The organism is Pedococcus sp. P5_B7, assembly GCF_054049895.1.
This window is the reverse complement of sequence record NZ_JBFULM010000011.1, coordinates 1-15,967: the sequence shown is the minus strand read 5'-3', so window position 1 is coordinate 15,967 and position 15,967 is coordinate 1. Positions and strand designations below refer to the sequence as shown.

The 15,967-nt window shown below is 71.4% G+C and carries 18 protein-coding genes; 13 read left to right on the top strand and 5 right to left on the bottom strand.

The genetic code is table 11. The features are described from left to right. Nucleotides 1-6: 6 nt before the first annotated feature. Genes ACXJKD_RS19780 through ACXJKD_RS19765 form a run of 4 tightly spaced genes read left to right on the top strand, consistent with a single transcriptional unit; the run spans nt 7 to nt 4,804 of the window. A complete protein-coding gene (locus tag ACXJKD_RS19780; protein ID WP_457256690.1) occupies nt 7-1,350 on the top strand; it encodes an acetyl-CoA C-acetyltransferase in 1,344 nt (447 codons plus the stop codon). Beyond that, entirely contained in the window at nt 1,350-2,693 is a 1,344-nt protein-coding gene (locus ACXJKD_RS19775) for a 3-oxoacyl-ACP reductase (RefSeq protein WP_457256688.1), read from the top strand. The genes ACXJKD_RS19780 and ACXJKD_RS19775 overlap by 1 nt, the downstream gene beginning before the upstream one ends. A 1-nt stretch (nt 2,694) precedes the next feature. Then, nucleotides 2,695-3,552 carry a MaoC family dehydratase gene (locus ACXJKD_RS19770; protein ID WP_457256687.1) on the top strand — a complete coding sequence of 286 codons (858 nt, stop codon included), beginning with the start codon at nt 2,695-2,697 and terminating at the stop codon, nt 3,550-3,552. Between the two features lie 31 nt (nt 3,553-3,583). Next, nucleotides 3,584-4,804, top strand: coding sequence for an FUSC family protein (locus ACXJKD_RS19765; protein ID WP_457256685.1), 1,221 nt, complete (start codon nt 3,584-3,586; stop codon nt 4,802-4,804). Between the two features lie 19 nt (nt 4,805-4,823). On the opposite strand, the gene ACXJKD_RS19760 is transcribed toward ACXJKD_RS19765, so the two are convergent. After that, complete coding sequence (locus ACXJKD_RS19760) at nt 4,824-5,330, bottom strand: GNAT family N-acetyltransferase (protein ID WP_457256683.1); 507 nt, start codon at nt 5,328-5,330, stop codon at nt 4,824-4,826. A gap of 2 nt (nt 5,331-5,332) precedes the next feature. Further along, nucleotides 5,333-5,989, bottom strand: a complete 657-nt coding sequence (locus ACXJKD_RS19755) for an NAD(P)H-binding protein (protein WP_457256682.1) — start codon at nt 5,987-5,989, stop codon at nt 5,333-5,335. Nucleotides 5,990-6,061: 72 nt separating this feature from the next. On the opposite strand from ACXJKD_RS19755, the gene ACXJKD_RS19750 reads away from it, so the two are divergent. Both ACXJKD_RS19750 and thrS read left to right on the top strand, forming a co-directional pair. Beyond that, nucleotides 6,062-6,763: a GOLPH3/VPS74 family protein gene (locus ACXJKD_RS19750; protein WP_457256681.1), complete on the top strand. Its 702-nt coding sequence runs from the start codon at nt 6,062-6,064 to the stop codon at nt 6,761-6,763. A 125-nt stretch (nt 6,764-6,888) separates the two neighbouring features. After that, nucleotides 6,889-8,874: a threonine--tRNA ligase gene (gene thrS / locus ACXJKD_RS19745; RefSeq protein WP_457256680.1), complete on the top strand. Its 1,986-nt coding sequence runs from the start codon at nt 6,889-6,891 to the stop codon at nt 8,872-8,874. Here thrS and ACXJKD_RS19740 read toward each other — a convergent pair. Further along, on the bottom strand, nt 8,865-9,353 hold the full coding sequence (locus ACXJKD_RS19740) for an N-acetyltransferase family protein (RefSeq protein ID WP_457256679.1): 489 nt from the start codon (nt 9,351-9,353) through the stop codon (nt 8,865-8,867). The genes thrS and ACXJKD_RS19740 overlap by 10 nt on opposite strands. Nucleotides 9,354-9,371: 18 nt before the next feature. On the opposite strand from ACXJKD_RS19740, the gene ACXJKD_RS19735 reads away from it, so the two are divergent. Beyond that, nucleotides 9,372-9,941, top strand: a complete 570-nt coding sequence (locus ACXJKD_RS19735; RefSeq protein ID WP_457256677.1) for an HIT family protein — start codon at nt 9,372-9,374, stop codon at nt 9,939-9,941. On the opposite strand, the gene ACXJKD_RS19730 is transcribed toward ACXJKD_RS19735, so the two are convergent. Together ACXJKD_RS19730 and ACXJKD_RS19725 are read right to left on the bottom strand one after the other, a co-directional pair. Continuing rightward, nucleotides 9,838-10,722 carry a hypothetical protein gene (locus tag ACXJKD_RS19730; RefSeq protein ID WP_457256675.1) on the bottom strand — a complete coding sequence of 295 codons (885 nt, stop codon included), beginning with the start codon at nt 10,720-10,722 and terminating at the stop codon, nt 9,838-9,840. The genes ACXJKD_RS19735 and ACXJKD_RS19730 overlap by 104 nt on opposite strands. After that, nucleotides 10,719-11,207, bottom strand: a complete 489-nt coding sequence (locus ACXJKD_RS19725; RefSeq protein ID WP_457256673.1) for a hypothetical protein — start codon at nt 11,205-11,207, stop codon at nt 10,719-10,721. Before ACXJKD_RS19725 ends, ACXJKD_RS19730 begins: the two co-directional genes overlap by 4 nt. A gap of 36 nt (nt 11,208-11,243) precedes the next feature. On the opposite strand from ACXJKD_RS19725, the gene ACXJKD_RS19720 reads away from it, so the two are divergent. From ACXJKD_RS19720 to ACXJKD_RS19695, 6 genes are all read left to right on the top strand, one after another. Further along, a complete protein-coding gene (locus tag ACXJKD_RS19720; protein WP_457256672.1) occupies nt 11,244-11,672 on the top strand; it encodes a thiol-disulfide oxidoreductase DCC family protein in 429 nt (142 codons plus the stop codon). Nucleotides 11,673-11,679: 7 nt separating this feature from the next. After that, nucleotides 11,680-12,294, top strand: coding sequence for a phosphatidylinositol phosphate synthase (pgsA, locus tag ACXJKD_RS19715; RefSeq protein ID WP_457256671.1), 615 nt, complete (start codon nt 11,680-11,682; stop codon nt 12,292-12,294). 13 nt (nt 12,295-12,307) lie between these two features. Beyond that, nucleotides 12,308-13,270 carry a phosphatidylinositol mannoside acyltransferase gene (locus ACXJKD_RS19710; RefSeq protein WP_457256670.1) on the top strand — a complete coding sequence of 321 codons (963 nt, stop codon included), beginning with the start codon at nt 12,308-12,310 and terminating at the stop codon, nt 13,268-13,270. Next, entirely contained in the window at nt 13,267-14,454 is a 1,188-nt protein-coding gene (locus ACXJKD_RS19705) for a glycosyltransferase family 4 protein (protein ID WP_457256668.1), read from the top strand. The genes ACXJKD_RS19710 and ACXJKD_RS19705 overlap by 4 nt, the downstream gene beginning before the upstream one ends. Then, nucleotides 14,454-15,041 carry a hypothetical protein gene (locus ACXJKD_RS19700; protein ID WP_457256666.1) on the top strand — a complete coding sequence of 196 codons (588 nt, stop codon included), beginning with the start codon at nt 14,454-14,456 and terminating at the stop codon, nt 15,039-15,041. The genes ACXJKD_RS19705 and ACXJKD_RS19700 overlap by 1 nt, the downstream gene beginning before the upstream one ends. A 288-nt stretch (nt 15,042-15,329) precedes the next feature. After that, nucleotides 15,330-15,967: pyridoxal 5'-phosphate synthase lyase subunit PdxS (locus tag ACXJKD_RS19695; RefSeq protein ID WP_457256664.1), on the top strand; the 638-nt coding region annotated here is incomplete at its 3' end.

The window sequence follows — 15,967 nt, the reverse complement described above, 5'->3', positions numbered from 1 at the left end:
CACCTCGTGGCCACCTCAGCGCCAGCCCGCACAGCGTCGTCCCGGACCTTCGGCCAACCCCGCCGGGCCGCCGTCATCGGCGGCAACCGGATCCCCTTCGCGCGGCAGAACGCCGCCTACACGAAGGCCTCCAACCAGGACATGCTGACGGCGGCCATCGAAGGCCTCGTGGCTCGGCACGGTCTGGCGGGGGAGCAGGTGGGGGAGGTCGCCGCCGGTGCTGTGCTCAAGCACGCGCGCGACTTCAACCTGACCCGCGAGTCGGTGCTGGGCTCGAGCCTGTCAGCCCGCACCCCTGCCTACGACGTGCAGCAGGCCTGCGGCACCGGTCTGGAGGCGGCCATCCTCGTGGGCAACAAGATCGCGCTCGGGCAGATCGAGTCCGGCATCGCCGGGGGCGCCGACAGCGCCTCCGACGCCCCGATCGCCGTCAACGAGGGCCTGCGCGAGACGCTCCTCACGCTCAACCGCGCGAAGACGCCGGGGCAGCGCGCGAAGGCGCTCACGGGACTGCGCCCCAGCCAGCTGGTGCCAGAGATCCCGCGCAACGTCGAGCCTCGGACGGGCCTGTCCATGGGCGAGCACATGGCCCAGACCGCCAAGCAGTGGGGCATCAGCCGGGAAGCCCAGGACGAGATCGCGGCCAGCTCCCACCAGCACCTCGCTGCCGCCTACCAGCGCGGCTTCTTCGACGACCTCATGACGCCGTTCCTCGGGCAGACGCGCGACCAGAACCTGCGCGCCGACTCCACGGTCGAGAATCTCGCGACCCTGAAGCCGGTGTTCGGGCTGAACCTGACTGACGGCATGAGCGAGGGGGCGACCATGACGGCGGGCAACTCGACGCCGCTCACCGACGGGGCCTCCGCGGTGCTGCTCGGGTCGGACGAGTGGGCGAAGGAGCGCGGGCTGCCCGTGCTCGCGCACCTCGTCGACGCCCAGACCGCCGCTGTCGACTACGTGACCGGCCACGAGGGCCTGCTCATGGCTCCGGCCTATGCCCTGCCTCACCTGCTGGCCCGCCAGGGGATGAAGCTGCAGGACTTCGACCTCGTCGAGATTCACGAGGCCTTCGCCGCCACCGTGCTCACCACGCTGGCCGCGTGGGAGAGCGAGGAGTTCTGCCGCGACCGGCTGGGCCTCGACGCGCCGATCGGAGCGCTTGACCGCGACCGGCTCAACGTCAACGGGTCGTCGCTCGCGGCCGGCCACCCGTTCGCCGCGACGGGGGGCCGCATCGTCGCCTCCCTCGCGAAGATGTTGCACGAGAAGGGATCTGGCGCGCGTGGCCTGATCTCGATCTGCGCCGCCGGTGGCCAGGGTGTCATGGCGATCCTCGAGGCCGCCTGATGGCGGGCACCTACGCGGGCATCGTCAACAGCCCGGTCGGCATGAAGCTGGCGACCCAGCTGGGGCTGCCCCGTCCCGCCAGGTTGCGCCGGTATGCCGTGGGCGAGCCGCTCGTCGACGGCGCAGTCCTCGTCGGCGGGCTCGGCACGGCACCGGTGGCAGCCCGCGTGCGCACTCTGCTGGAGCGTGAGGGCGTCGACGCGGTCGACGGGCTGTCCGACGGTGACCGGGTCGCGGGCGTCGTCGCCGACCTCACCGAGGCGGCTGAGCCCAGCGACCTCGACGCACTCCGAGCCCTCGTGGCGCCGGCCCTCAAGGGTCTGCGTCCGAGCGGTCGGGTCATCGTGGTGGGCCGAGAGCCCAGCAGTGCCAATGGTTTCGCGCAGGCGGCGACGAGACGCGCCCTCGAGGGCATCACCCGGTCCATCGGCAAGGAGCTGCGGGCCGGAGCCACCGCAAACCTCGTCCTCGTCGGTGACGGCGCGGAGGCCAACGCCGACGCGGCGGTGCGTTTCCTGCTGTCGGGCCGCGCGGCATACGTCGACGGGCAGGTCGTGCGCGTGGGACCGGGCACGCCCACGGAGCCCGCGAACTGGGCCACGCCGTTGGCCGGCAAGGTGGCGGTCGTCACCGGCGCCGCCCGGGGGATCGGTGCCTCGATCGCCGACGTGCTCGCCCGCGACGGTGCCACCGTCGTCTGTGTCGACATCCCTGCGGCCGGCGACTCCTTGGCCCGCACCGCCAATCGCGTCGGAGGCACGGCGCTCCAGCTCGACGTCACCGCCGCAGACGCGGGGCCACGGATCCTCGAGCACGCCATCGCGCGGCACGGCGGGCTCGACATCGTCGTGCACAACGCCGGCATCACCCGGGACAAGCTGCTCGCCAACATGGACGAGGCCCGCTGGTCGTCGGTGCTCGACGTCAACCTCGGTTCGATCCTGCGGATGAACGAGGTGCTCCTCGCCGAGGGAGGGGTCCGCGACGGTGGGCACGTGGTCCTCGTGTCGTCGATCGCCGGGATCGCGGGCAACCGCGGGCAGACCAACTACGGAGCGTCCAAGGCCGGGGTGATCGGGCTGGTCGACGCGTTGTCGGCAGACGAGGGCCTGCGGGCTCGGGGCATCACGGTCAACGCGGTGGCGCCGGGGTTCATCGAGACCGAGATGACCGCCAAGGTCCCGTTCGCGACCCGCGAGGTCGGTCGCCTGCTCAACTCCCTCAACCAGGGCGGCCTGCCGGTGGACGTCGCCGAGACGATCGCCTGGTTCAGCCAGGACGCCAACGCCGGCGTGAGCGGCAACGTCGTGCGGGTCTGTGGCCAGAGCCTGCTGGGGGCATGAGATGGCAGTCCGCACGCTGAGCGAGTTACCTTCGCTGGCACCGCTGTTCGCGAGGGCGGCGCTGACCCAGCGGGGCCGCAGCGGCGACCTCCCGGACACGGCGCTACGCCGCGAGGGCGTCGTCGTCGACCGTGACCACCTGCTCCGCTACGAACGGGTCTGCGGGTTCGGCGGCAGCGACGTGCTGCCACACACCTACCCCCATGTGCTGGGGTTCCCCCTGCAGGTGGCGTTGATGGCCGACCGGTCGTTCCCGCTGCCCTTGCCGGGGCTGGTCCACCTGGAGAACCAGATCACCGTGCACCGCCGGCTCAGCGCCGACGACAGGCTCGACCTGACGGTCCACGCGGAGGACCTGCGCGCGCATCCGAAGGGGCAGCTGGTCGACCTGGTCACCGAGGTGGACGTCGACGGCGAACGCGTCTGGGATGGTCGCAGCACCTACCTCCGGCGCGGCCCCGGGCACCACGACGCCGAGCGCGGCAGGCAGGCGCCCCCGCTGCCCGACGGCCCGCCCGCGGGCATCGTCCGCGTCCCCGAGGGACAGGGCCGGGCGTATGCCGCCGTGGCCGGCGACGTGAACCCGATCCACCTGTATGCCCTCACCGCCAAGGCGATGGGCTTCCCGCGTGCGATCGCCCACGGGATGTGGACGGCCGCCCGCACGCTGGCCGCCCTCGGCCGGAGCACCGCGGAGCCGAGTGGGTCGCACGTGTGGTTCGCCAAGCCCGTCCTGCTGCCCAGCACCGTCGAGCTGGTCGTGGACGACACCGGACCGGGCACGGTGGCGGGCCTACGGTCTGCCAAGGAGCCGACGACCACGCACCTGACGCTCGTGTTCGACCGGGCGGCGCACTGAGTCCGGGCCGGGTGCCTTTAGGGTCTCCACCATGGAGCGCTCACCCGACGGGCCGCAGCCGCCGTCACGGCTCGGTGCGCTGCGCGACTCGGCGCGCAGGGCGGTCCGCGCCGTCGGTGAGGTGGTGCGCCATGCCGGGCCGGAGCGCGACGCCGCCCTCCTGATGGGCAAGGCGGCCCTGGCCACCGTCCTGGCCTGGCAGTTCGCCGTGCGGGTCCTGCACAGCCCGGCCCCCTTCTACGCACCGATGGCAGCCCTGCTCGTGGTGGATCGCACGATGGTGCGCTCCCTCTTCGCCAGCGCCCAGCGACTGGTGGCGGTCATGGTCGGCATGAGCGCGGCCTGGCTGGTCGGGTCCACCCTCGGCGTGCACTGGTGGAGCATGCTGCCCGTCATGGCGCTCGCCCTGCTCGTCGGTCGGTGGCGCCGGCTGGGCGACCACGGCATCCAGGTGCCCACCATGGTGCTGCTGTCCCTCATCACGGTCGGTGGCACCGACATGGAGTTCACCTACCTCACCATCGTGGAGACGCTGGCGGGCGGTGTGATCGGTGTGCTCACCAACGCGGTCGTGGTGGCGCCCCTCCACATCCAGCAGCCGCGCGACCAGATCCGCGCGTTGACCCGACAGGTGTGCCTGCTGCTCAACGACATCGCCGCGGGGATGCGCGAGGGCTGGGACGGTGACATGGCGCGCGCCTGGTACGACACCAGCACCGACCTCCTGCGGTCGGCCCCCACCATCCACACGGCGATCGAGACCGGCAAGGAGAGCACCCGGTTCAACCCCCGCGACGACGTGCGTCGGATGGAGGTCGACTGGGCCGGCTACGCGGAGACGGTCGAGGCGATCAGACGGGGACAGTGGCAGGTGAGCGGGATCGCCCGGACCCTGGTCGACGCCACCGACGACGACGCGGGCCAGCCGACACCCACCCAGCGCTTCCTCGAGAGCTATGCCGACGCGCTGGACCAGATCGCCGGCGCCCTGAGCCACTTCGGTCTGGAGGGCCAGGATGAGGAGGCGGTGGTTCGCGACTACCTGCGCTCCGCCGAGGAGGTCATCACCGAGCTCGAGACGGTGGTCCGCACCACCGAGCTCGAGGACGCGCGGGCCTGGCCCGCCTACGGCGCCATGCTGCTCGACGCGCGGCGCCTGATCCGAGAGCTGGCTATGCACACGCGGACCGCGGTCATGCCCACGGACAGTGGACCGATCCGCAAACCCCCGAGGCGCATCGTCGGTCGCTGACCCGGGATGCGGCGTGGCGTCAGCGGCCGTCGAGGCGCTTGGCGAAGTAGCGGGACAGGTCGGAGTCGGCGTAGTGCCCGAACCGGATCGTGGGCTGGTAGCCCTGCGCCTCGTAGAGCGCGATCGCCTCGGGCTGCATGGTGCCGGTCTCGAGCGCCAGCACCTCCACACCAGCCTGCCGGGCAGAGTCCTCGAGGGCGGCCAGGAGCCGTCGCGCCAGCCCCTGACGACGCAGCATGGGGGAGACGAACATCCGCTTCACCTCGGCACACCGGCCGCCGATCGCGGCATCGAGCTCGGGCCGCAACCGCCAGCCACCCATCGCCACCGGCGAGGAGCCGACGAGTCCCAGCACGAACCGCCCCCGCGGCTCGTCGAACTCGGTCGGGTCGACGGGGGAGTCGTCGGGTCCGCCGTAGATCTGGACGTAGTAGTCCTGCACCTCGGTGACGAGGGCCTGCACGCGTGGGTCGGTGAAGCCCACCTGCTGCACGGACCACGCCGGGGCAGGGTCGGGTGTCCGCACGGTCACGAGCCCAGGGCCGCCACAGCCTGGGCGACCGGCACCTTGCCCGACACGAGGTCGACGGTGCGGCCTGCGCCCACCCCGGTGACGAGCAGCTCGGCCAGCACCGCCGCGACGTCGCGACGGGTGACCGATCCTCGGTCGAGGCGCTCGCCGAGGGCAACCCGACCCGTGCGCTCGTCGTCCGTGAGCCGTCCGGGGCGCAGCACCGTCCACTCGAGCCCAGCGCGGCCGCGGAGGTCGTCGTCAGCTGCGCCCTTGGCCCGCAGGTACACCTGGAACACGTCGTCGCTGTCGGGGTCGGCGCCCTCCGTGCCCATCGCCGACACCATGAGGTAGCGGGTCACCCCGGCCTGCTCGGCGGCGTCGGCCAGCAGGGCGGCGGCCGCCCGGTCCACGGTCTCCTTGCGGCCCGCGCCGCTGCCCGGGCCGGCCCCGGCGGCGAAGACCACCGCGTCCGCACCTGCGACGGCAGCGGCCAGCTGGTCGACAGTGGCCTCCTCGAGGTCGACCACGACACCGCGAGCGCCCTGCTTGGCGAGGTCGGCGAGGTGGTCGGGGTTGCGCACCAGCCCCACGGGTTCGTGACCGGCATCGGCCAGGAACCGTTCGAGGTGCAGGGCGATCTGGCCGTGGCCTCCGGCGATGACGACGATCATGGGGCCTGTCTACCACCACGTTGTGTGCCCCAGGGCACTGTCGAGCGCGCGTGCGCTGCCTACAGTGACGACATGACGCGACGCCCACTCACCGCGGAGTTCCTGCTCCTCGCCCTGGGTGACGAGGACGGGAGGCCCCGGATCGACAGCACCAGGCTCAAGGCCGCAGTCGCTGGTTCGGCGATCGTCGACCTGGCGCTCGACGGCGCCTTGCGCCTGACCGAAGCCGGCGACCCCGAGCACAAGGCCGGCCGGCTGGTCCGTACGAACCGCCACGTCTCCGACCCGCTGCTGGCCGAGGTGGCGCGCCTGTCCCACGACCGCAAGCCGAAGGACGCAGTCGGCCGGATCGGCGGCGTGAACGCGTGGAAGGACCGGGCCGGGACCCTCAAGGACGCGGTGCTGTCCGACCTCGTGGCCCAAGGGGTGCTGAGACGCGAGCGGGGCAGGGTGCTGGGGCTGTTCCCGACGACGTCGTGGCCGTTGGCCGACCCGACTGTCGAGCGCGAGGTGCTGGCCCGGGTGCGGGCCACGGTGGTGGGTGGGGTCGAGCCCGACGAGCGGACCGGTGCCCTGGTGGCGCTGCTGCACTCGGTCGACCTGCTGCCCAAGCTGTTCCCCGACCAGCCCAAGCGCGAGGTGCGGGCCCGCGGCAAGGCGGTCGCCGACGGCGACTGGGGTGCAGAAGCCGTGCGCAAAGCCGTCCAGGACGTGCAGACCGCCATCACGGCGTCCATCGTCGCCTCGACCGTGGTGGTCAGCGGCGGCAGCTGACCGCCGCGCGTAACTCGCGCGCGAGGGTTGCGAGGCGGCCGATAGCATCGGTATGCCGCCTGCGGGCCTCCGCGCGCGGCATACCGACAGCCCCATCACCACGACCAGCAGGAGAAGCCACCACCATGTCTGCCCAGATCACCGTCAACGTCGCTGGAGACGAGCGATCGGTGCCGGAGCAGACGACTGCCGCCGACCTGTTCGAGGGTGACCGCGCCGTCCTCGTGGCGCGCGTCAACGGTGAGCTCCGCGACCTGGCCCACGTGCTCTCCGACGGCGACGCCGTCGAGCCGGTCACCGCCCAGGAGCAGGACGGCCTCGACGTGCTGCGGCACAGCGCTGCCCACGTGCTGGCCCAGGCCGTGCAGGAGGTCAACCCGAAGGCGAGGCTCGGCATCGGGCCGCCGGTGCGCGACGGCTTCTACTACGACTTCGACGTCGCCGAGCCCTTCACCCCCGAGGACCTCAAGGCGCTCGAGAAGGTCATGCAGCGCATCGTCAACGAGGGCCAGACCTTCGCCCGTCGCGAGGTCAGCGACCAGGACGCGGCCGTCGAGCTCGCCGACGAGCCCTACAAGATCGAGCTGATCGGCCTCAAGGGCGGCGCGGCCGGCGATGCCGCCGAGGGCGCCGACGTCGAGGTCGGTGGCGCCCAGCTCACCATCTACGACAACCTCAAGCGCGACGGGTCACGGGCCTGGGGTGACCTGTGCCGCGGCCCGCACGTGCCGTCCACCAAGGTGCTCGGCAACGCGTTCAAGCTGATGCGCAGCGGTGGCGCCTACTGGCGCGGCAGCGAGAAGAACCCGCAGCTCCAGCGCGTCTACGGCACCGCGTGGCCGACCAAGGACGAGCTCAAGGCCTACCTCGACCGGCTCGCCGAGGCCGAGAAGCGCGACCACCGCAAGCTCGGCGCCGAGCTCGACCTCTTCAGCTTCCCCGACGAGCTCGGGTCGGGCCTGGCGGTGTTCCACCCCAAGGGCGGGATCATCAAGCGCGAGATGGAGGACTACGTCCGCCGCCGCCACATCGAGGAGGGCTTCGAGTACGTCGGGACCCCCCACATCAGCAAGGACGGGCTGTTCCACACCTCGGGCCACCTGCCGTACTACGCCGACACCATGTTCCCGCCGATGGAGTTCGAGGGCACCGAGTACCGCCTCAAGGCGATGAACTGCCCGATGCACAACCTGATCTTCCGCTCGCGCGGTCGGTCCTACCGCGAGCTGCCGCTGCGGTTGTTCGAGTTCGGCTCGGTCTACCGGTTCGAGAAGTCCGGCGTGGTCCACGGCCTGACCCGCGTGCGCGGCATGACCCAGGACGACTCGCACTCCTACGTCACCGCCGAGCAGGCACCGGGTGAGGTCAAGCACCTGCTCGACTTCTGCCTCGGCCTGTTCCGTGACTTCGGGCTCGACGACTTCTACCTCGAGCTGTCGACCCGCGACACCGAGGGCGACAAGAAGGACAAGTTCATCGGGTCCGACGAGCAGTGGGAGGTCGCGACCTCGGTGCTCGAGCAGGTGGCCGCCGAGTCCGGGCTCGAGCTCGTGCCCGACCCGGGTGGCGCGGCCTATTACGGCCCCAAGATCTCGGTGCAGGCGCGGGACGCCATCGGCCGCACCTGGCAGATGTCGACCATCCAGTACGACTTCAACCAGCCCGAGCGGTTCGGTCTCGAGTACCAGGCGTCGGACGGCACCCGCCAGCAGCCGGTGATGATCCACTCGGCCAAGTTCGGCTCGATCGAGCGCTTCATCGGAGTGCTCGTCGAGCACTACGCGGGGGCGTTCCCGGTGTGGCTGTCCCCTGTGCAGGTGCTGGGGATCCCGGTCGCCGACGAGTTCAACGACTACCTGTGGGACGTGCTCGCGCAGATGAAGGCCAAGGGGATCCGGGTCGAGCTCGACGAGAGCGACGACCGCTTCCCGAAGAAGATCCGCAACGCCTCGAAGGCGAAGGTGCCGTTCGTCCTCATCGCCGGCGAGGAGGACCGGGCGAAGAACGCCGTGTCCTTCCGCTACCGCAACGGCGAACAGAAGAACGGCGTGCCGATCGAGGACGCGATCGCCGAGGTCCTCGAGGCCGTCACCTCACGCCGTCAGGTGTAGTCGGGGGCGGTCGCCGTGGGTGACCAGGTCATGAGCACGTCGGGCGCGCCCTCCTCGTTGTCGCCGTCGGTCCACTCGACCGCGCGGAAGCCGTGCCGCCGGTAGAAGCGCAGCGCGTCGCGGTTGTCCTGGAAGGCCCACAGCCGCAGGCCGTCGGGGAAGCGGTCCTTGGCGAGGTCGACGAATCGGCTCCCCAGGCCGTGTCCCGTGTGGGGCTGGTCGAGGTAGAGATGGCTGAGCTGGTCGGGGGCCATGAGGGCGAGGAAGCCGACCATCCGACCGTCGAGGACGGCGACGTGGACCTCGAAGGCGGCCAGCAGGACGTCGCGCACGAACGGCAGCACGGTCTCGCGCGGGTGGGCGATCATGGGGATCGCCGGCACCGACTGCTCCCGCACCCGCCAGAACAGCTCGGCCAGCTCGACGGCGTCGTCGGTCACGGCGCGACGGATGGTGGGCTCGGATGCGGTCGCGGGCACGCCTCATAGGATCACGCCATGACGGATGCCATGCAGCCCGACACGGAGTTCGCCGGGGCCAAGGACGGCTTCGAGCGGCTGTGGACCCCGCACCGGATGGCCTACGTGACGGGGGAGCGCCCCAGCGAGGACGCGGGCGACGGCTGCCCGTTCTGCGCTGCGCCGGGCAAGGACGACCAGACTGGTCTCATCGTGCACCGCGGCACCACCTGCTACGTCGTGATGAACCTCTTCCCCTACAACCCCGGCCACGTGCTGGTCTGCCCCTACCGTCACGCCTCGCTCTACGTCGACCTGACCGACGAGGAGACCAGCGAGTTCACCCGGCTGACCAAGCAGGCCATCGCCGCGATCGACGCGGCCTCCGGGCCGCACGGCTACAACATCGGGATGAACCAGGGTGCCGTTGCCGGCGCCGGGGTGCAGGCCCACCTGCACCAGCACATCGTCCCCCGCTGGGGCGGTGACGCGAACTTCCTCCCGGTCATCGGCCAGACGAAGGCGTTGCCGATGCTCCTCGAAGACGTCCGGTCGCGGCTCGTCGCAGCGTGGCCGGGTGGGGAAGCCGCTCCAGCGGCAGGAAGCTGAGCAGGCACACGACGAGCGGCAGGAAGTGGATCTTCAGCATCACGTAGGTGCTGAGGTGAAACCCCGCCCAGAAGAGCAACGCGGCATACAGCGCTCTTCCCTTGAGCCACAACAGGATCGGCGAGGTGAACTCGGCCACCAACACGACCCACTGCAGCGCATGGGTCAGTGCGGGGTGCGACCCGACCCAGGGCCCGATGCCGTTGGGACGCCTCGTGAGCGCCCAGATGAGCGTCGCGCCGTTCGCCCAGCCCCAGCCGCCGAACCGCATCTTGGCGCTGGCCGACAGGAAGTAGATCGAGACCGCGCCGATCTGCACCATGCGGATCGCCCAGCCGGCGGCCTGCGACCGCACCTCGACGTCGGCGAGGCGAGCCCGGCCGACGGTCGGCAGGACGAAAAGGGCCACCACGAGGGCGAAGTGGTCGTGGTCGACCTTGGAGTACGCGAAGGCGTTGCTCACCCAGTCGAGCATGCCGACGGCGCAGACCCACCCCGCCAACCGTGGCAGGCGTCCCGTGACCGCGACGGCAGAGCTGACCAGCACCACGGCCAGCAGCACGCGCACGTAGTCGTGGGAGGGGGCCGGCAGGTGGAGCAGCGACCGCACCTCGAGCCCGCGGTAGAGGCTCGGGGGCACGTCACCGTGCGGGATGGGGTCGGTGACGATCCACAGCACGTCGAGCCACACGAAGGCGTGGACGAAGACCCGCAACCAGGCCACCCGCGCGAGGGAGATCTCCGGGGCGAAGAAGCGTTCGACGCGGTTCACGGCGGTCACCGGGCACCCCCTGGCAGCCCGGAGGGCTTGGGGTGCAACGGGTCCCGGACCTGCCACGTCGCGAGCGTGTAGATGGTCGTGGCGCCGGTCCCGATCTGGGTGGAGGTGTTGCGCAGGTAGACCACGGCGTAGGCGGGCTGGTCCGGGAGGCGGCGCGAGTGCAGCACCGCGAGGTCCTGGAGCAGCTCGGGGTGGGCGATGATCCGCGGGGCCTGGCCCTCGATCTCGGCGCGCTCGATGCCGATCATCTCCTTCGACAGCGGCACCCGCACGACCTCGCCGTCCACCGTCAGGGCGTCCATCGTCAGCGAGTTGATGACTCCGTCGTTGCGCACCGAGAAGGCGTACTGCGACATGGGCGCGAACGGCCACCAGTCGTCGTTGCCCACCCACGTGCCGAGGCAGACGGTCGTCACGACGGCCGCGGTCACGGCGAGCCGCCACAGCACGGCATACGGACCCAACGCCCTGGACGTCCCCCTCACGCGGTCATGCTCCCATGCGGGTGACAGACTGGAACCATGGACATGGAGCGGGGACTGCTCATCTTCGACGGTGACTGCGGGTTCTGCACGACCAGCGCGCGGTTCGCCACGCGGTGGGTCGACCGCCGCGACCGCTACGACATCAAGCCCTGGCAGCAGGTCGACCTCGCGCGCTTCGGCCTGACCGAGGCCGACTGCATCGAGGCCGCCCAGTTCGTGCGCCCCGACGGGTCCGTCGCCGCGGCCCACCTCGCCATCGCGGAGGGGCTCCAGCACGGCGCCCCGCTCTGGCGGCCGCTCGGTCACCTGGTCACCCTGCCGGGGGTGAGCTGGCTGGCCGGCCGGGTCTACACGTGGGTCGCCGACCACCGCTATGCCCTTCCGGGCGGCACGCCGGCGTGTGCGCCTGCACAGCGCCCGGACGCGCCGGTGGCCGGGAAGACGGGCTCAGCCTCAGTAGGCTGACCCCACCATGCTCAACAAGTACGCACGCGCCCTCTTCACGAAGATCTTCACCCCAGTCGCCCGACTGCTCCTCAAGCTGGGCATCAGCCCCGACGTGGTGACCATCGTCGGCACCCTCGGGGTGTGCGTCGGCGCGCTGGCGTTCTACCCGCGCCACGAGTTCTTCTGGGGCACCATCGTCATCACCCTCTTCGTCTTCTCCGACACCGTGGACGGGGTCATGGCACGGATGTCCGGCCGGTCCGGCAAGTGGGGCGCCTACCTCGACTCGACGCTCGACCGCGTGGGCGACTCGGCCATCTTCGGCGGGCTCGTGCTCTGGTACGCCGGTAGGGGTGACGACTTCCTCATGGCGGGGCTCGCGCTGGCCTGCCTCATCCTCGGCAGCGTCGTCTCCTACGCGAAGGCCCGCGCGGAGGGGCTCGGCTTCACCGCCAACGTCGGGATCGCCGAGCGCGCCGACCGCCTCGTCGCCGTCCTGGTGATCACCGGGCTGGTCGGACTGGGGCTGCCCGAGGTCGTCCTCACCATCGTGCTCGCCCTGCTCGCCGTCGCCAGCCTCGTCACCGTCTTCCAGCGAATGCTGCTCGTGCGCCAGCAGGCGCTGGGCCCGATCGCCTGAACGGCCTGGTGCCATGACCGGCCTCGGCGACTTCTTCGCCGTCAACGGCTACCGCCTCGGGTGGGGCACCGTCCGACGCCTCCCCGAGCGCACGGCACACACGGTGTTCGAGCAGATCGCCGACCTCACCACCGCGCGTGGCGGCAAGGGCGTGCAACGGCTGCGGAGCAACTACGCGAGAGTGCGTCCCGAGCTGTCCTCCCAGGACCTGGACGCACTGGTGCGCGAGGGCATGCGGTCCTACCTGCGCTACTACTGCGAGGCCTTCCGCCTGCCCGACCGCAGCGCGGCCGACGTGGCTGCCTCGGTGCGGGTCGAGGGCGACGGGCCGGTGCGCGCCGAGCTCGCGGCCGGGCGTCCCGTCGTCTGCTTCCTCGGTCACCTCGGCAACTGGGACCTTGCGGGCGCGTGGGGCACGACCGACATCGCACCCGTCGTGACCGTCGCAGAGCGCCTCGAGCCCGAGGAGGTGTATGCCGAGTTCCTCGCCTTCCGGGAGTCACTCGGCATGACGATCCTGCCGCTGACCGGCGGTGGCGACGTCTTCGCCCAGCTCCGGGGTCACCTCACCAAGCCGGTGCTGATGCCCCTGCTCGCCGACCGCGACCTCACCGACCGCGGGGTCGAGGTGGACCTCTGCGGTCACCGCTCGAAGATGGCCGCTGGTCCCGCAGCCCTGTCGTTGGCGACCGGGGCGGCCCTGCACCCCGTGTCGATCCACTACGAGCGCCTCGACCGCCCCAGCTGGAAGCACCGCACGGTGATCACCTTCCACGACCGGGTCGAGGTGCCGACCACGGGCGCGACCCGCGCCAAGGCGGTCGCCATGACCCAGCAGTGCGCCGATGCGCTCGGCGCCGCCATCGTCGAGCACACGGCTGACTGGCACATGCTGCAGCGGGTGTTCCTCGACGACCTCGCCCCACGCACCGACGCGTCCCCGCGGCCCGACCGCGCGACCGGGACGTGGCCATGAGGATCGGCATCGTCTGCCCCTACTCCTTCGACGTGCCGGGTGGGGTCCAGTTCCACGTCCGTGACCTCGCCGAGCACCTCCTCGGGCAAGGTCATCACGCCTCGGTGCTCGCTCCCGCCGACGAGGACACCCCGCTGCCCGACTACGTCGAGTCGGTCGGGCGGGCCGTCCCGGTGCGCTACAACGGCTCGGTGGCCAGGCTGAACTTCGGCCCCCTGACTGCGGCCCGGGTCGGACGCTGGCTGGAGGCCGGCGACTTCGACGTCCTCCACATCCACGAGCCGGTCACGCCCAGCATCTCCCTGTTGGCGCTCTGGTCCGCCGAGGGCCCTGTCGTGGCGACCTTCCACACCTCCAACCTGCGGTCGAGGGCCATGCAGGCCGCCTACCCGCTGCTGCGCCCCAGCCTGGAGAAGATCAACGGACGGATCGCTGTCTCCGAGGACGCCCGGCGCACCGTCACGACCCACCTGGGTGGCGACGCCGTCGTGATCCCCAACGGGGTCAACGTCGCCCGCTTCGCCGACGCGGTGCCGGCCGAACGCTGGACCGGCACGGAGGCTGCTCCGACGATCGCCTTCCTGGGCCGGATCGACGAGCCCCGCAAGGGGCTTCCGGTGCTGGCCGCCGCCATGCCCGCGGTGCTGGCGAAGCACCCCGGCGCCAGGGTCCTGGTCGCCGGCCCGGGCGACGTCGACGCCGCCCGCGAGCGCCTCGACCCGGCCGTCGCGGCCGCCACCGACTTCCTGGGCATGGTCAGCGACGAGGACAAGGCGGCGCTGCTGTCGTCGGTCGACCTCTACGTCGCGCCCCACACTGGCGGCGAGAGCTTCGGCATCGTGCTGGTCGAGGCGATGAGCGCCGGTGCGCCCGTGGTGGCGAGCAACCTGCCTGCCTTCGTCCGCGTCCTCGACGGTGGGCAGGCCGGCTGCACCTTCGCCAACGAGGACAGCGCCGACCTCGCGCGCCACCTCGTGCGGCTCCTCGGTGACCGCGCCGAACGCGAGCGCCTGGGGGAGACCGGGCACCGGCGGGCCTGGGTCTTCGACTGGTCGGTCGTGGCCGAGGACGTCATGGCGGTGTACGACACGGTCACCCACGGGACCGAGGATCAGCGGTCGGACGCTGCGGTCGACACACGGTGGACCCGGCTGCTCCGCGGGCGACGAGGAGGCGAGGACTGATGGACTCACTGACCTGGGGTGTCGTCGTGGTGGCGGTGCTGCTCGGCGTCGCCTGGTACCTCTCCTACAGCGCGGCCAGGCTGGACCGGCTCCACACCAGGGCCGAGGGTGCGCTGTCGGCGCTGGACGCCCAGCTGGTGCGCCGGGCCGAGGCCACCCTCGAGCTGGCCAACTCGGGCGCCGTCGACCCGGCCAGCGCCCTGATGCTGGCGGGGGCGGCGTCGGAGTCCTTGGAGGCGCACAACGAGCGGGCGCTCGAGGACGACCTGCTCGACGGCCAGAGCTTCGGCGCGCGGGAGGTGCTCGAGAGCGACCTCACCGAGACGCTCCAGGCAGCCCTGACCGCCGACGTGGTGGCCGACCTGCGGGCGGAAGGCACCGACGCCCTCGGAGCCAGCGCCCTCCAGCGGGTCGAGGCAGCAGGGGTGCGGGTCCAGCTCGCGCGACGGTTCCTCAACGATGCGGTGACCGACGTGCGTCGGGTCCGCCGCAAGCCGGTGGTCCGGCTGTTCCGCCTCGCCGGGCACGCCGACCTGCCCCGCACCGTCGAGTTCGACGACGAGCTCCCGCCGGCCGTCCGCGACTGACGCCCCGCCCGCCGCCCTGCCACGCGGCATACCCTGCACTTCTGGCCACGGGTGCGGCTCCGCGGCTGCGTTTCGGGGGTGTGGTGCGGGATGGGTGGCCAGAAGTCGGGGGTCCCGGGCACTTCTGGCCACGGGTGCGGCTCCGCGGCTGCGTTTCGGGGGTGTGGTGCGGGATGGGTGGCCAGAAGTCAGGGGCCGAGCCGGGGTCGGGGGTCTCCGCCGGACCCACTAAACTCGGGGCTGAAGCGCGTCCCCTGCGCTGCGCCCTGCACATTCTTGGAGTGACCCATGTCCGCGGACACGACCCCCAGCCAGCCCACCACCGGCACCTCGCGCGTGAAGCGCGGCATGGCCGAGATGCTCAAGGGCGGCGTCATCATGGACGTCGTCAACGTCGAGCAGGCCAAGATCGCCGAGGACGCCGGAGCCGTCGCCGTGATGGCCCTCGAGCGGGTCCCGGCCGACATCCGCGCCCAGGGTGGCGTCTCGCGGATGTCCGACCCCGACATGATCGACGGCATCATCGAGGCCGTCTCGATCCCCGTCATGGCCAAGGCCCGCATCGGTCACTTCGTCGAGGCCCAGGTGCTCCAGTCCCTCGGCGTCGACTACATCGACGAGTCCGAGGTGCTGACCCCGGCCGACTACGCCAACCACATTGACAAGTGGAACTTCACGGTGCCCTTCGTCTGTGGCGCGACCAACCTGGGTGAGGCCCTGCGCCGCATCACCGAGGGCGCGGCGATGATCCGCTCCAAGGGTGAGGCCGGCACCGGCGACGTCTCCAACGCCACCACGCACATGCGCCAGATCCGCCAGCAGATCCGCAAGCTCCAGAACCTTCCCGAGGACGAGCTGTTCGTCGCGGCCAAGGAGCTCCAGGCGCCCTACGACCTGGTCAAGGAGGTCGCCGAGCTCGGCAAGCT

Coding starts and splice junctions, on each gene's coding strand:
- ACXJKD_RS19710 (WP_457256670.1), top strand. CDS start 12,308: ATGACCGGCCTCGGCGACTTCTTCGCCGTCAACGGCTACCGCCTCGGG.
- thrS (WP_457256680.1), top strand. CDS start 6,889: ATGTCTGCCCAGATCACCGTCAACGTCGCTGGAGACGAGCGATCGGTG.
- ACXJKD_RS19755 (WP_457256682.1), bottom strand. CDS start 5,989: ATGATCGTCGTCATCGCCGGAGGCCACGGCCAGATCGCCCTGCACCTC.
- ACXJKD_RS19775 (WP_457256688.1), top strand. CDS start 1,350: ATGGCGGGCACCTACGCGGGCATCGTCAACAGCCCGGTCGGCATGAAG.
- ACXJKD_RS19720 (WP_457256672.1), top strand. CDS start 11,244: ATGGACATGGAGCGGGGACTGCTCATCTTCGACGGTGACTGCGGGTTC.
- ACXJKD_RS19700 (WP_457256666.1), top strand. CDS start 14,454: ATGGACTCACTGACCTGGGGTGTCGTCGTGGTGGCGGTGCTGCTCGGC.
- ACXJKD_RS19765 (WP_457256685.1), top strand. CDS start 3,584: ATGGAGCGCTCACCCGACGGGCCGCAGCCGCCGTCACGGCTCGGTGCG.
- ACXJKD_RS19770 (WP_457256687.1), top strand. CDS start 2,695: ATGGCAGTCCGCACGCTGAGCGAGTTACCTTCGCTGGCACCGCTGTTC.
- ACXJKD_RS19750 (WP_457256681.1), top strand. CDS start 6,062: ATGACGCGACGCCCACTCACCGCGGAGTTCCTGCTCCTCGCCCTGGGT.
- ACXJKD_RS19705 (WP_457256668.1), top strand. CDS start 13,267: ATGAGGATCGGCATCGTCTGCCCCTACTCCTTCGACGTGCCGGGTGGG.
- pgsA (WP_457256671.1), top strand. CDS start 11,680: ATGCTCAACAAGTACGCACGCGCCCTCTTCACGAAGATCTTCACCCCA.
- ACXJKD_RS19735 (WP_457256677.1), top strand. CDS start 9,372: ATGACGGATGCCATGCAGCCCGACACGGAGTTCGCCGGGGCCAAGGAC.